14 protein-coding genes are annotated in these 14,035 nt (G+C 53.8%); 4 read left to right on the top strand and 10 right to left on the bottom strand.

The genetic code is table 11. The features are described 5' to 3' along the window. Window positions 1-338 precede the first annotated feature (338 nt). Entirely contained in the window at window positions 339-653 is a 315-nt protein-coding gene (locus TRICHSKD4_RS16125) for a hypothetical protein (protein ID WP_050763449.1), read from the top strand. 30 nt (window positions 654-683) lie between these two features. Here TRICHSKD4_RS16125 and TRICHSKD4_RS16120 read toward each other — a convergent pair. From TRICHSKD4_RS16120 to TRICHSKD4_RS16085, 7 genes are all read right to left on the bottom strand, one after another. Further along, window positions 684-2,035, bottom strand: a protein-coding gene (locus tag TRICHSKD4_RS16120) for an IS3 family transposase (protein WP_371256819.1) whose coding sequence is annotated in 2 segments (ribosomal slippage) — window positions 684-1,697 and window positions 1,700-2,035 — 1,350 coding nt in all. Because the reading frame shifts where the segments join, the coding sequence is not laid out codon by codon here. A 185-nt stretch (window positions 2,036-2,220) separates the two neighbouring features. Next, window positions 2,221-2,688: a hypothetical protein gene (locus tag TRICHSKD4_RS16110; protein WP_009467951.1), complete on the bottom strand. Its 468-nt coding sequence runs from the start codon at window positions 2,686-2,688 to the stop codon at window positions 2,221-2,223. 295 nt (window positions 2,689-2,983) lie between these two features. Continuing rightward, window positions 2,984-3,817 (bottom strand): helix-turn-helix transcriptional regulator, encoded by an 834-nt coding sequence (locus TRICHSKD4_RS28275; RefSeq protein WP_168157039.1) that lies wholly within the window; start codon window positions 3,815-3,817, stop codon window positions 2,984-2,986. An 86-nt stretch (window positions 3,818-3,903) separates the two neighbouring features. Then, complete coding sequence (locus TRICHSKD4_RS30840) at window positions 3,904-4,509, bottom strand: class I SAM-dependent methyltransferase (protein WP_009467949.1); 606 nt, start codon at window positions 4,507-4,509, stop codon at window positions 3,904-3,906. Further along, on the bottom strand, window positions 4,506-6,578 hold the full coding sequence (locus TRICHSKD4_RS16095) for a xanthine dehydrogenase family protein molybdopterin-binding subunit (protein WP_009467948.1): 2,073 nt from the start codon (window positions 6,576-6,578) through the stop codon (window positions 4,506-4,508). The genes TRICHSKD4_RS30840 and TRICHSKD4_RS16095 overlap by 4 nt, the downstream gene beginning before the upstream one ends. Next, the gene (locus TRICHSKD4_RS16090) at window positions 6,575-7,033 is read right to left on the bottom strand and encodes a (2Fe-2S)-binding protein (RefSeq protein WP_009467947.1); all 459 of its coding nucleotides are present in this window, start codon (window positions 7,031-7,033) and stop codon (window positions 6,575-6,577) included. Before TRICHSKD4_RS16090 ends, TRICHSKD4_RS16095 begins: the two co-directional genes overlap by 4 nt. A 96-nt stretch (window positions 7,034-7,129) precedes the next feature. Continuing rightward, the gene (locus TRICHSKD4_RS16085) at window positions 7,130-7,588 is read right to left on the bottom strand and encodes an Lrp/AsnC family transcriptional regulator (protein WP_009467946.1); all 459 of its coding nucleotides are present in this window, start codon (window positions 7,586-7,588) and stop codon (window positions 7,130-7,132) included. Between the two features lie 141 nt (window positions 7,589-7,729). Between TRICHSKD4_RS16085 and TRICHSKD4_RS16080 the strand changes: the two genes are divergently transcribed. The 3 genes from TRICHSKD4_RS16080 (at window position 7,730) to TRICHSKD4_RS16070 (ending at window position 10,751) form a co-directional block, all read left to right on the top strand. Further along, a complete protein-coding gene (locus tag TRICHSKD4_RS16080) occupies window positions 7,730-8,164 on the top strand; it encodes a universal stress protein (RefSeq protein WP_009467945.1) in 435 nt (144 codons plus the stop codon). Window positions 8,165-8,185: 21 nt separating this feature from the next. Then, complete coding sequence (locus tag TRICHSKD4_RS16075) at window positions 8,186-9,727, top strand: sodium:alanine symporter family protein (protein ID WP_009467944.1); 1,542 nt, start codon at window positions 8,186-8,188, stop codon at window positions 9,725-9,727. A gap of 172 nt (window positions 9,728-9,899) precedes the next feature. Next, window positions 9,900-10,751 carry a GNAT family N-acetyltransferase gene (locus TRICHSKD4_RS16070; protein WP_040617019.1) on the top strand — a complete coding sequence of 284 codons (852 nt, stop codon included), beginning with the start codon at window positions 9,900-9,902 and terminating at the stop codon, window positions 10,749-10,751. Between the two features lie 51 nt (window positions 10,752-10,802). Here the strand turns inward: TRICHSKD4_RS16070 and TRICHSKD4_RS16065 are convergent, their stop codons facing one another. From TRICHSKD4_RS16065 to TRICHSKD4_RS16055, 3 genes are all read right to left on the bottom strand, one after another. Beyond that, window positions 10,803-12,353, bottom strand: coding sequence for a TRAP transporter large permease subunit (locus TRICHSKD4_RS16065; RefSeq protein WP_009467941.1), 1,551 nt, complete (start codon window positions 12,351-12,353; stop codon window positions 10,803-10,805). Next, complete coding sequence (locus TRICHSKD4_RS16060) at window positions 12,350-12,853, bottom strand: TRAP transporter small permease subunit (protein WP_009467940.1); 504 nt, start codon at window positions 12,851-12,853, stop codon at window positions 12,350-12,352. Before TRICHSKD4_RS16060 ends, TRICHSKD4_RS16065 begins: the two co-directional genes overlap by 4 nt. 78 nt (window positions 12,854-12,931) lie before the next feature. Next, window positions 12,932-14,020, bottom strand: a complete 1,089-nt coding sequence (locus tag TRICHSKD4_RS16055; RefSeq protein ID WP_009467939.1) for a TRAP transporter substrate-binding protein — start codon at window positions 14,018-14,020, stop codon at window positions 12,932-12,934. Window positions 14,021-14,035: the final 15 nt, after the last annotated feature.

Raw genomic sequence — 14,035 nt, 5'->3', positions numbered from 1 at the left:
TGCAATTACAGATCTGAAACCTAGTCTTACATTAACCGTTTACGTTTTTGCCCCACTGGGGCAATGGGGATGCCGGGAGGCTCTGCCTCCTCTCGTCCCCACAAGGACAATCAACACCGGCCGTGGCTCGGTTGCTGGCGCCCCCTGCGCCCGCACCACCCGGCATGGATTGACCTTGTCCCCTCCCATCTCCGTCCCCTTCGGAAGGCAAGGGTTGCATGTGCAACCCCTTTCCAACGGAGGATTTCAAGATGGAGAACCAAAACAAAGACCAACCACAAACAACAACACTGACGTAAGCCTCGCGCTTCTACGCCCAGCCCTATGACTGTTCAGCAGTGGGGTTCTTCTTTGAAGGCGAGACGGACTACCGCACCAACCGGGAGACCTGCCGTAATTGCTTGGGCGATCTTGTCGAGGAATTCGAAATCCAGTTCATAGACGGGGATGATCTGGATGCGGCCCTGTTTGAAGCCCTTGCCGTCAATCAGGCTACAATCCTGCCGTTTATTGAGAAACTGGATGAATGGGATGAAGACGAAAAGCTTCGTCTGATTATCGCGGTTAGTGAAGTCGGCTACAGCTTTGATATTGCCAAGGATGATCCATTGTCCATCGTCAGGGATTTTTGGACAGATACGGGCGTTGTTTAAGGGAGTATCTGGCTCATCTGTTTGTCGATATTAGGCGGCCTGTTTGCGGTGTTGCAAGCGGCGTTGTTCGATGGTGCTTTGTTTGGTCCTTTCTCGTTTGCGCAGGATTTGTTCGCCGCGCCCGAAGTAGACGTCAGCGGGTGTGAGGTTCTTCAAGCTCTCGTGATATCGGTGATGATTGTAGTGGCTGATGAACTTGCTTATTTGGGCTTTGAGGTCACCGGGCAGGAAGTAGTTCTCCAGAAGGATCCGGTTTTTCAAGGTCTGATGCCATCTTTCGATCTTGCCCTGCGTTTGGGGGTGGTATGGGGCTCCACGCACATGGTCCATGCCTTTGTCGTCGAGCCAGTCGGCCAGCTCACCGGCGAAGTAACTTGACCCATTGTCCGACAACAGTCTTGGCCGGTGGCGGACACTGGCCTGATTACAGCCTGAAGCCTGTAAGGCCAGTTCCAACGTATCCGTGACATCACTGGCCAACATCGTCGTACACAGCTTCCACGCGATGACATAGCGGCTGTAATCATCAAGGATTGTTGACAGGTAAAACCAACCCCAGCCAATAACCTTCAGATAGGTGAAGTCTGTCTGCCACAGCTCATTGGGCGCTGTGGTCTTGTTCTTGAACTCGTCAGCTGCCTTGACCACGATAAAGGCCGGACTGGTGATGAGGTCATGGGCTTTCAGCAACCGGTAAACACTGGCCTCAGACACGAAGTACTGCTTTGTGTCCGTAAACTGGACAGCCAGCTCCCGAGGTGAGAGTTCCGGTTCTTCCAGGGCCAGATCAATGACCTGTTGGCGGATATCATCGGGGATCCGGTTCCAGACCCGTGCAGGCATGGGGGCCGTGTCCTGCAAGGCATCTATGCCACCGGTTTGATATTTGTCATACCAGACGTAGAAGGTTGACCTTGGAATACCCAGCCGATCCAGCGTCTGTCTGACTGGAAGATGGGACTGCTCCACCAGTCGAATGATTTCAAGTTTCTCGGAGGCGGGATATCTCATTCGTCGTCGACCCCATCCCCGATCATGCTTTTTTTGAGAAGGCGAAGTTCCAGAGCCTGTTCTGCAACCACTTCCTTCAAGTCCCTCGTCTCTTTGCGAAGAGACTTTACTTCATCAGAACTGGCTTCACGAGCTGCGTCCCCAGCAAGCCGTTTCTTGCCCGCTTCCATGAAGTCCTTGGACCAGGAATAATACTGGCTCTGGGCGATACCTTCCTGGCGGCAAAGTTCTGCAATGCTGTCTTCGCCTCGAAGACCAGAAACCACTATGCGGATCTTCTCTTCAGCGGAAAACCGACGGCGGGTCTGGCGTTTGATGTCTTTTACGATCCGATCCGCATCGTCGGTCACTCGGTCCTTCTTTCGTCTCATCATTTGCTCCTGAGTTAGCAATGATGAGCCAAAATCACTCCCTTACGAAATCAAACCAATTTGTCCATTAAGCGCTGACGGAGGACACATCAAAGAGCGTGACATGATCGTTCTCATGATCATTCATCAGATGACTGGCTAGCTCATATGCGCCGCTGCGCTGTGAGCCTTTGAGGATCATAGGACTAGTCCTCCTCACCGCTGATGTCAGGATCGACCTGTGCTGCTTGTGTGAAGGTCTGCCGCAGGGATTGCGACAACTCTGCCTCGTCAATCCGAAAGCCGAGTGCTTTCATCAACAACAGGCGCATGGTAACGATATCTTCGCAGGCCTTTTGAACGGCGAGAGGAGCCTCTTCATCCCATTGCAGAACACTGGTCTCAGCTGCCCTCGACAACCGATCCAGGCTCTCCCGCAAACCACTTGATCCTAGACAGGCAAGTACCTTTGCCAGAGTCTGGTGATCCTTGATTGGAGATCGCGCAGCACGGCGGCGATGTTTTACACCATCGGCAAACAATACGGCCTTGATATAAGTGCCCATTGCCATTTCACCGGCGCGGCGTTTCAGTTTCCGCTTTTCATCTTCGGTCAGGCGGATGCCGAACGTTTGGGTCTTCGGAGATTTCTGTTTCGTTTGAGGTCCGGTCATGGTCGCGGCCCTCCATGGCGAGAGGATCGCTTTGATTGCACTGTTGAATTATGATTGATGTTATCGACTTCATTCGGGGTATCGGCAGAACCAGACAGGATGGCTTTAAGTGCGCGAACAACAGCCGGATCGCTCTGAATTTGGATTGACCAGTCTTCCAGTTCTTCAAGCAGCTCGACGGTGTTTTCGGGTTCTAGTTTGTTCCCATCAGCTCCACCATTATCTTCTTTCCCTCTTAGTTTTCCGTTTGTGCGGTGGTCTTGCGTCAGTCGCGCGACTGAATACGCGCGGGCTTTTAGCTTGCGAAATCAGAGCGGTAGGCGCTGGGCGTTGTGCCGACGGACCTTGTGAAAGTGCGTGTAAAATGGGGCTGGTCAGCAAACCCGGCCAAAAACCCGATTTCTGCTAGACCTGGGCCACTTCGATTGCAGAGCATTTCAGCGGATGTTTCTAAGCGCGCAGCAGTTAGCAGCTGTGAGAAGGATGTCTCGTGTTCTTTCAGCTTTCGTTGCAGAGATCTCGTTGAAATGCCTTCAAGACGGGCAACTTCTTCCAAAGTCCATTTTTTAACCGGGTCCTTCTTGATGCGATGACGCAGTGCTTTGGGCGCATCCAAAAAGTCGTTGCCTTCCGGTTCTGACTCTTCAATAACAGCCTTCTCACTTGTCATGGTAACCGAGCCGAGAGCAGCGTCGTCTCGAAAATCGAGTTTCCAGACACCATTGGTACGCGAAAGAAGACCCGTTTCTGTGACAAGGTTGACTGAGCCTCTTGTGATCTTTTCAGCGAGGCATGTGATCACACCAAGAATTAAAAGGGTTTCGATTGTTGACGGGCGAGGCCCGCCCACCTTGTTTCTGTGCTGCAGTTTGAATGTGTGGGGGGCGTCTTCCGCAAATCTGACTTCATGTCTTGAATGACTGAACCGGCTGAGGCGAAACCAACGTTCCAGCAGGTCTTTAAGGGATGATGCTTTTAAAAGAGCAAGGGCTACGGGTTCTGCGGGAAGGTCGTCAATTCCTTCGCCAATGCGCAACACTGTCAGTGGTCCGTGGGCCTGTACGACAAATTCGAGAGCAGACTGTTTCGCTGATCTTGGAACGTGAGGTCCCCTTGCTGCTGGGACCATCAATTCAATTCCTTGCCTAGCAAGCCCACATTTGATGATCCTCATCATCGTGGCAGATGCGAAGTCTTCTATTTCCGGTTTGTGTTTCACCCGGCGCAATCCTTTTGGATCAAGGTATAGACCGAGGCCGGGGGGATGTTCAAAGGCACGAACGCGACACGATGTGTGGAAAGGGAGAGGCGTGTTCGAATGGACCTTGGAACCGGGCATTGCCAACCATAGGTGAAGAGCCGAAGTTCTGCGTTTGGCTTCAGAAGGGTAAAACTGTTCTTCAATATTATCAGTACCACCGCATTTGGCATTGAAAGCAAGGGCAGACCGCAGATTGCTGCCCCATAGGTCCGATTTGTCAGCTTGTGAACTCTCGCTGCGTTTCCATGAGTAAGTCCGAGCGTGGGAAACTCTTCCTTCAGTAGGTCCGCAAATCGGCCGTTGGCTTCAACAGCCGTAATGTCCTGAGGCAGAACTCCATTTGCAATAAGCGCGCTGGTGAATACCCCTGTACCAGCGCCAAGTGCCAGAATTGGACCACTTTTGTTTGTGAGGCCCTTTGTGATCGCGTGAGCCAAGTGTTTGCTTGAGGGGGTGATTGCGCCTGTGCGGAATGGTTGCTTCAGCCACTCTCTGCTGAATTGCAGGATGTATGATGAATTTATTTTGGCTCCGCTGGAATTTTGAAAGTCTGTCGTCATAGTGCCAGCTCTTTTGGTTCCAGAGGAAAACGGCTGGCGCGTATACCTGTTGCGCTGCGAACCGCATTGGCAATTGCAGCTGGCCCGGACATCAATGCGGTTTCACCCGCTCCAACCGGTTTTTCTGAACTCTCAATGAGATCAATTGTCATTTCGGGAAACTGACTCATAATGGGAACGGGGCTGTCAGAGAAGCCTTCTGCGACGACCCGTCCGTCTTTAACCGGCAGTCCTGCACAAAGGACCATTCCTATGCTCCAGGCAAGGTTACCCTCGCACTGCGCCTTAACCTGATCGGCGTTGAACACCCGCCCGCAATCGTGGGTACACCACATATGCGTGATTGTGATTTCCCCATCATCATCCAAGATGATGTCCGCGACGGTTGCGACATAACTCACTTGTTTATAGATGCCGCACGCGATTCCGCGACCGAACCGTTTTCTACCCATTGTGCGCTGGGCGGAACCTCTCCAGTTGGCAATAGAACCGACACGCTCCAAAACGGTTTTCAAACGTGGATCTGAAATATGGGCCAGACGGAAATCGAGTGGGTCCATGCCTGCAATTCGTGCCGCTTCGTCCATTGCTGTTTCGGCGGCCAACATATTTGGACCAGCACCGAGCCCACGCCAGGCGCCCGTATGAACGGAGAGGCGTTCAAGCTGATATTGCGCTCGCGACCGAGCAAACTGATAGGCGGTTTCCATGCCGCGTGCTGTTCCGGGGTCGCCGACGGCAAGATCTGTTCCGCTTTGCAGCCATTTGGGAATGGCAAAGGGCGTGAATATGACGTGGCTGGAGACTTGTTGGTGGTCCCAAGCCGATACCCGCCCATTATCGAGCCGAGCTTTTACCCGGTGAGAGGAAGGCGGGCGATGATAAGCTTGGGTGAGTTCCTGTTCCCGGGTCCACTGAACTTTGACCGGTCTTTGAACAGCTCTCGCCAGAGCCGCCGCTTCAGCTTCAACAGAACAGGGAACCTTGCCACCAAACGCACCGCCGATCCGGCAGCTTTGAACGGTTACGTCTCCTTTAGGCACCCCAAAATGATCTGCCAGAAAATCCCGATGGAAAAATGCGTCCTGCGTCCCGGCCCAGACCTTCAATTGTCCGTCTATCCATTCGGCAACGGCTGCTCTTGGTTCGATCTGTCCATGGGAAGCAAAGGACAGATCGACCCGTAAGTTGATATCCCAGTCGCTGTCTTGCAGTGGGCCTTCCAGAACAGTGTGAGGTAAGGAGCCATTATTCAGGTGTCGATCAACGTTGATCAAAGTTTGAATGTCTGATTGGGGGGAGTGGGTGTCAATCTCCCATTCAACATCAAGGGCGTCTGCAATTAGGCTCAATGCACCGGGGCGACTGGCAACAATTCCGAGGCCTGTTGCTTTTCCAATTGCCGGGCCGCAATCCTCAATAACTCCGAAAAAGCCTGGTACTACGTGGGCGGCGTTTATGTTCCAGCTTTTCGGCTTGGACGTCACCTCGCTGGAACTGGGAGCGCGAAGAACGCGTCCGTAAACCAAGCCTGGACGATGGATATCGGCGGCATAAAGTGGTTTGCCCGTAACGATCTCTCGTCCGTGGACGAGTTCAGGGCTTTGGCGGTCAAATGCACTTCTTTGAAAAGACTTGAGTTCACCGACCGGGCGAGGGTCGATCCTTTCGCCATCGCGAACAGTTTTGCCGTTGGTCAAAGCGTCTCGTAAGGCTGCGCAGGCTTGCGCCAACGGTTCGGCAAAGTATTGAATGGACTCACTACCCACGGTCGAACGAACCTTTTGCATGGATGTGTTATGCAGTTTGACCTCAACCGCATTCCAAGCCGCTCCTAGCTCCGTACAGGCGATTTGCTTCAGGCTTGTGGTTATGTTTTGTCCCATTTCTATGCGGGGAAGGGTTAGGATGTATTTTCCGTCCTTGTGGGAAATCCAGCCCGCAGCGGCTTGGGCATCAGGAGCAGGTCGTGTTGGTAGAACCGGCATTTGCGACCAGATAGCTGCGCCTGTGCCGAATAAGGCAACCAAGCTCCCGCCAGTAACTTTCAGAAAGGTTCTGCGTTTCATGCGGAGGCCTCCGCTGCGCGTTGAATGGCTTTGCGAATGCGCTGATAAGTTCCACAGCGGCAAAGGTTGCCGTCCATTGCTGCGGTTATGTCGTCGTCACTCGGAGCTGGGTTTTCTTCCAAAAGGGCGACTGCGGACATGATTTGCCCAGCTTGGCAATAGCCACATTGCGGCACGGCTTCTTCCAGCCAGGCCGATTGCACCGGGTGGAGTGTTTCTCTGTCTGCCAAGCCTTCAATCGTGCGAACCTCGCTGTCTTCGACATCTGCGGCACTGGTTATGCAAGACCGCATCGCCACACCGTCGATAATCACCGTACAGGCGCCGCATTCACCGCGTCCGCAGCCAAACTTGGCGCCGACCAATCCGTGGTGCTCTCGTAAAAAATGAAGCAGGGGCTCATCAGCCCACTCAGCGGGGATGCTGTGTTTTTCACCGTTTAGAACAAATGACATGACTATTCTCCTGTCCTCTTTCGCAAAGAGGTAGGAGCTGGCTGTTGCGTGGTCTTGAACAATCGCGCCAAAAAGAACACGGCCATCCGGATTAAACTAGAAATCCAGATGAAGGCCTTTGAATTCCTTCACTGTGCTGAGGCTCAGGAGGGTTTTCATCTGTGAGACGGATGGAATTTGGGACAGCCGGTTCCGGTAAAGTTCTTCATAGGCGGCGGTGTTTTTGGTGATCAGCCGAATGAGGTAATCAAACTCACCTGATATCAGATGGCACTCCAGAACCTCTGGCATGAACGCGATTGCGCGTTCAAACGCATTGATGTCGTCTTTGCGCTGGCTGGTCAGCTTCACCTCGATAAAAACCTGAATTTCCAAGTTCAGCGCGTTGCGATCCAGGCGCACGGTGTAACCGGAAACAATTCCATTGGCCTCGAGAATTTTGACCCTGCGGTGGCAGGCCGACAAGGACAGTCCGACCTGTTCGGAGAGCTTTGCCATCGAAATTCGACTGTCATTTTGAAGTGCATCAAGAATTTTTAAATCGAGGCTATCCATAGGAAAATTTCCGAACTTTGCGTCACTTTTCGATAAATATTCATAAACTATTCGAATATGGCTGAAAATAGGGAAGCTCTCTTTTAATTATCAGGGTAAGTTTTCTCTACGGCAAAATGCCGCATGACAGGGGAGTACAAAATGTCAAAGAAGATAGCCGTCGGCTACGATGGCAGTGACAGTGCGGGGGGAGCGCTTGAGTTTGCGGTCACGCTTGCCAAGGCAAGTGGAGCGGAGCTTGTGATTGCTCATGTTCTGGAATGGTCGCCCTATTCATTCCTGACGCCAACGGAAATTGAAGAACGTCACAAGCGTCGTACTGAAGAGCTGGAACGGGCTGAATCCGCAGTGATCAAGCCGGTTATGGGCAAGTTGGAAGAAGAAGGCGTGACAGCAAAATGCGTTCTGAAATACGGCCACATTGCTGAAACTCTCAACATGATCGCCACCGATGAGGGCGTGGACCAGATCGTGATTGGCCGAAATGGACACTCACAACTGTCATCCCGCCTATTTGGATCGGTTGCCGGCAGCCTTGCTCAAGCCGCATCCGTTCCCGTCACCATAGTCCCGTAACGTTCCAGAAGCGACACAAAAATGAAAAAGTTCCATGCTGCGGCTCTGGCCGCAACGGGCATGCTGGTTGCGTCTGCACCGGCGATGGCCCAATCCGTCGATGAAACAGTCAACAGCCTGTTTGCCAGCTCTACCGGTTGGTTTGTCAGTTTTATTTTTAGCCCGTTTCCCGGTACGTCCTTTCCCTGGATCGTTGCTTGGTTGGTGATCGCGGCAACCGTGTTCACTCTTTATTTCGGCTTCATTCAGTTCCGCGCATTTCCGCATTCCATCTCGCTTGTGAAGGGAGATTACTCTGATCCGAATGATGCGGGTGAAGTCAGCCACTTTCAGGCGCTTGCAACTGCGCTTTCAGGTACGGTTGGTCTCGGTAACATCGCCGGTGTGGCCGTTGCGGTCAGCATTGGCGGTCCGGGCGCAACTTTCTGGATGATCTTGGCTGGCCTTATGGGCATGGCGTCCAAGTTCACAGAGTGTACGCTCGGCGTGAAATACCGGAACGAGTATGAAGACGGCACGGTCTCCGGTGGTCCGATGTACTACCTCACAAAAGGGTTTGAAGAGCGTGGGCTTCCGGCTGGCAAGATCCTTGCGGTTCTATTCTCCATCTTCTGTATTCTTGGCGCTCTTGGTGGCGGCAACATGTTCCAAGCGAACCAGGCCCACGCTCAGATCAGCAATGTGGTTGGCGACTATCCGGGCTGGATTACGGGTGTCATCTTCGCCGGGATCGTGTTTGCGGTGATCGTTGGTGGTCTGAAGTCCATTGCCAGTGTTACGGAAAAAGTCGTTCCGTTCATGGGTGTGCTCTACGTCCTGACAGCTCTGGTCATCCTGCTGATGAATGCTGACAAGATCGGTTGGGCCTTTGGCCAGATCTTTGCTGGTGCTTTCACAGGCCTTGGTGTTGCTGGTGGTATGGTCGGCGCGCTGATCCAGGGTTTCAAACGGGCAGCATTCTCCAACGAAGCTGGTGTTGGTTCTGCAGCGATTGCCCACTCCGCCGTTCGGACAAAAGAGCCGATCACGGAAGGGTTCGTTTCCCTGCTTGAGCCGTTCATCGACACGGTTGTCATCTGCACCATGACCGCTCTGGTGATCATCATCACTGGTCAGCTGATCAGCGATCCGGCAACCGGTTCCTATCTGCTGAGTGAAGGCAGCACTGTCATTCAAACAGTTGATGGCAACACAGGTGTGGCTCTGACATCTGCAGCGTTCTCGTCATCCTTTGGCTGGTTTAAGTACATTCTGGCCATCGCGGTTGTTCTGTTTGCCTTCTCCACCATGATCAGCTGGTCCTACTATGGCCTCAAGGCTTGGACCTTCCTGTTTGGTGAAGGCAAAACGAAGGAACTGGTGTTCAAGATCATCTTCTGCATCTTTGTTGTCATCGGCGCTGCGGCCAGCCTTGGTCCGGTTATTGACTTCTCCGATGCTGCGATCTTTGCAATGGCCGTCGTCAACATCATTGGCCTCTACTTCCTGATGCCAGTGGTGAAGGCAGAGCTCGACAGCTACCTGTCCCGCTTGAAAACCGGCGAGATCAAGAAGTTCAAATAAGCTCTAGGCGCTTTGAAAATGGAGGGCTGCGCTCGAATGGCGCAGCCCTTTTTCGTTGTGGCTGTTGTTTCGCAGGACCTGATCGCTCAAAATGGGCAGTATCTTTTCATGACCCTGCAAAGTCTTTTCGCATCTGGCAGGGTACTTTGATTTCAAAAGACCGACCAATTCCATGACGATCCAAATTCAACCCTGCACAGGTATGCCCATCGACCGTTTGGCAAAGGCCATGAATGATGCTTTTTCTGATTATGTTGTGCCATTGCAGCTGACAGACGCGCAGTTTCGGGAAATTACCAGCCGCCGCGGCTACTCAGAAGCTCACTCCTTTCTCGCGATGGATGGAAATCAGGTCGCAGGCTTTTGGTTTTCTTCGGCCCCAGAAACCGCTATGGAGTATCGGGCCTACTGCCTGTCAGCGGGCGTTTTGCCCGAATTCCGTAGGCGAGGGTTACTGCGGCATTTGTTTGAAGCGATGTTGGAAAAGCATCGTCATGATGGGGGAGCAGGTATTCACCTGGAAGTCATATCTTCCAACGAGGTTGCCCTTCGAGGCTATCAAAGCTTCGGTTTCCAGATCATCCGGAACTTGAACGTCTATAAGCTTGAGCAGCTCAAGCCGATTGAAACAGCGCCAACAAATATTAAGATCCGCGAGATCGCTTTGCACCGGCTACCGGACGACGTCAGCCGGTTTTTTGACACACATCCAACCCGGCAAAATCAGCGATCAGCGATGCACGCGTTACCCGGAACTGTCCGGGTCTTTGCCGCTTATTACGGTAACGATCTCGTCGGTTGGCAGGCCGTTTTTGAGGATGGAGCAACGCCTGAATTGGCCGTTCACCGGGATTGGCGACGCAAGGGCATTGGTTCTGCACTGTTGGCTCGTGCGCTGGCCAGTCACCCTGAAAAACTGATGTTCGTGAATGTTGATGCCGGTTGTGTTTCGATCAATGAGTTTTTGATTGCCCGAGACGCTGTGCGGCTCCTCGTGCAGCACGATATGTTCTTGTCTGTCTGAGTTTAGATTGATGTGTGTATCAAAAAGCCCGCAATCCAGCGGGTTTTTGCGTCAGTAGAGCCAGCAAGGCAGCCAGGTGGCGATTGTCGGGAACAGCCACAGAATTGCGACGGCTGCGATTTGCAGGACGATAAATGGCACCACACCGCGATAGATCTGGCCTGTCGTGATTTCCTTTGGTGCCGCGCCGCGCAAGTAAAACAGCGAAAAGCCAAAGGGAGGCGTCAGGAACGATGTCTGCAGATTGATGGCAATCAGCACCGTCAGCCAGATCGGGTCAATGCCTATCAGGATGAGGGGCGGGATCAGGACGGGCAGCAGGATCACCGAGATCTCCACGAAATCGAGGAAGAAGCCTAGAACGAAGACGAACAGCATCGCGAAAATCAGCGCACCGGTCGCGCCGCCCGGCATTTCCTTGAGGATTTCATGAACCCGGTCCTCGCCGCCAAGGCCAACAAATACGAGGCTGAAGAAGCTAGCCATGAGGATCGTTGCGAAGATCATCGAAGTGACCGTCATGGTCGATAGAAGAGCCGCCTTCAAGAGGCCGTCCTTGATGGCCACCAAAAGAATGCGCAGCACGATATCAAACGCGAACAGCGCCGAACCGGCGTAGAGCACCGCCAGTATGTAACCGCCAGCCGTGACATCCGAACGCTGCAGGCGCACGGGCATAAGCGTTGCGGCGATGGCAAGGATGAGAAGTGCTGCGGTCGCCAGAATGATGATATTCGTGGAAACGCCAAGTCGGCGACCGGCAAGAAGGATCGCTCCAATTGCGCCAACGGAAGCAGCTTCATTCGGCGAGGCAATGCCGCCCAGAATAGAACCGAGAACCGCAACAATCAGCAGGATCGGCGGGATGACTGCGCTGACAACTTCCTGAAAGGTTGGTTTTTCGACCTGCTCGGTCATTGCCGGAGCATCGGACGGCGATATCCAGGCGCGCCCAAGGATGTAGAGGCAGTAGATCAGAACCAGCAGCAGTCCGGGCACCATGGCTGCGGCAAAGGTCTGACCAACTGAAATGGTTTCGATGGAGAATTTCCCTTGCGCATATTGCGCCTGCTGGAATGCGTTGGACATAACGTCCGCCAGGATGATCAGCAGGGTGGATGGCGGGATGATCTGGCCGAGGGTGCCTGCCGTGCAGACCATGCCGGAGGCGAGTTTCGGATCATATCCGTTGCGCAGCATGGTTGGTAGGGCGATCAGGCCCATGGCAACGACCGTTGCGCCTACGATGCCAGTAGAGGCGGCCAAAAGTGCGCCGACCAGAATAACGGAGACGCCAAGGCCGCCGTTCATGCGCCCGAACAGCCGTCCCATCGTTTCGAGCAGGTCTTCAGCGATCCGGCTTTTTTCGAGGATGATCCCCATCAGGACAAAAAGTGGAATTGCGGTCAGGACCGGGTTGGTCAACACGCCAAAAAAGCGTTGGCCCATGGCGCCCATGAATTGCAGATCGAACTGTCCGAGCGCAAAGCCGAGAACGGCAAAGCCGGTGGCGACACCTGCAATTGTGAAGGCGACGGGATATCCAAGAAGAATGAAGGCGACCAATGCGCCGAACATCAGGAGGTCGAGGGGCAGGGTCATGCCTTTGTCTCCTTCAGGTGGAGAATGTCACGGAGCAAGACGGCAAGTCCCTGCACAAGCAGCAGGACGCAATAGGCGGGAATGAGGCTTTTTAGCAGGAAAGAGGCCGGAATGCCGCCAACCGAAATCGGTCCTTCCAAAATGGCCCAACTGCCACGCACAGACGGCCACGAATACCAGATCAGTACGAGGAGGGCCGGGGCCAGCAGAAACAGGTGTCCGAAGATGTCGACCAGTGCCTTATTGCGGGGTGTCATGCCGGAATAGAAGATGTCGACCCGAACATGGCCGTTGACCAAAAACGTGTATCCGGCTCCCAGCATGAATATGGCCGCGTGGAAGTAGAGAACGCCTTCATCGAGGAAAATGAAGCTGTAGCCGAAGACATAGCGCAACAGCACAATGACAAACTGCAGAAGCAGCATAGCCAGAGCGGCCCAGCATAGTCCGTGCCCGATGATCCGATTGATGCGCTCCAGCGCGTCGGCCAGTTTTTCCATCGCAAATAGGCTTTCTCAGAAGAAATAGCGAAAGGGTCAGCGCGCCGCGCCGACCCTCGCTCTGGCGTGAGGGAACAATCAGTCGTATTTGTAGTCGAGCAAACGGGCGTTCATCTGTCCGTTGTCGGCATACGGCATGTAGTCCTTCATCAGCTTGCGATAGGCAAGGAAGCTGTCGGTGATCCGGCGGACCAGCTCGTCCTCATCGGACTTGAGATCTGCGATCACTTCGCCAGCGGCATTCCCCATGGCCACGATCACGTCGTCCGGGAGCTTGCGAACCTTGACGTCGTGCTCAGCAACCAACTGGTTCAGAGCCTGAGCGTGTTTGGTATTGTACTCGGTCAGCACGTCATTGTAGAGGCTGGAGCAAGCCTGCGTGACAGCTGCCTTCAGATCGTCTGGAAGAGCGTTGAATGTATCCAGATTGACCGCGCATTCTTCTGCAGAAGAAGGTTCCCCAACACCTGGCCAGTAGTAGTTCTTGGCGATCTGGTAGTAGCCGAGAGCACTGTCTGTCCACGGACCAATGAACTCGCCCGCATCCAATGCGCCGGACTGCAGGGCTTGGAACATGGCCGGACCGCTCATGGCCTGAACGGCCATGCCAAGCTTGGCACACATTTCAGACGCAAGCCCCGTTGAGCGGAACTTCAGGCCCTTGAGGTCGTCGACCGAGTTGATCTCGTTGCGGAACCAGCCAGCCCATTGCGGACCGGAGTTACCGCACAAGAATGGCTTCAGGTTGAAGCGCGCGTAGATCTCGTCATAGAGCGCCTGACCACCGCCATGGATCAGCCAGCCAGCTTGTTCCGGTGCTGTCAGACCAAAGGGCTGTGAACCGAACAGCAAGATGCCTTTGGATTTGGACCCCCAATAGGCCGGAACGGCGTGATAGAGATCGGCCGTTCCCTGACCGACCGCATCAAAGACACCGTTGCCGGGAACGATTTCGCCAGCGGCGAAGAGTTTTACCTCAATGCGACCACCAGACAGAACCGAGATCCGGTCTGCCAGCATTTGAGCTGCTACACCTGGTCCCGGCAGGTTCTTCGGCCACGCAGTGACCATCTTCCACTGGCGAATGTCCTGCGCGATTGCTGGAGCCGTCAAAGTGGTCGCTGCTGCACCAATGGCACCAGCTTTCAGAAAATCACGTCTTTTCATTTCAACCTCCCATTT

The organism is Roseibium sp. TrichSKD4 (genome assembly GCF_000148725.1).
Lineage (GTDB): Bacteria > Pseudomonadota > Alphaproteobacteria > Rhizobiales > Stappiaceae > Roseibium.
The sequence above is the reverse complement of the archived record's forward strand: the minus strand, read 5'-3'. Positions and strand labels throughout refer to the sequence as shown.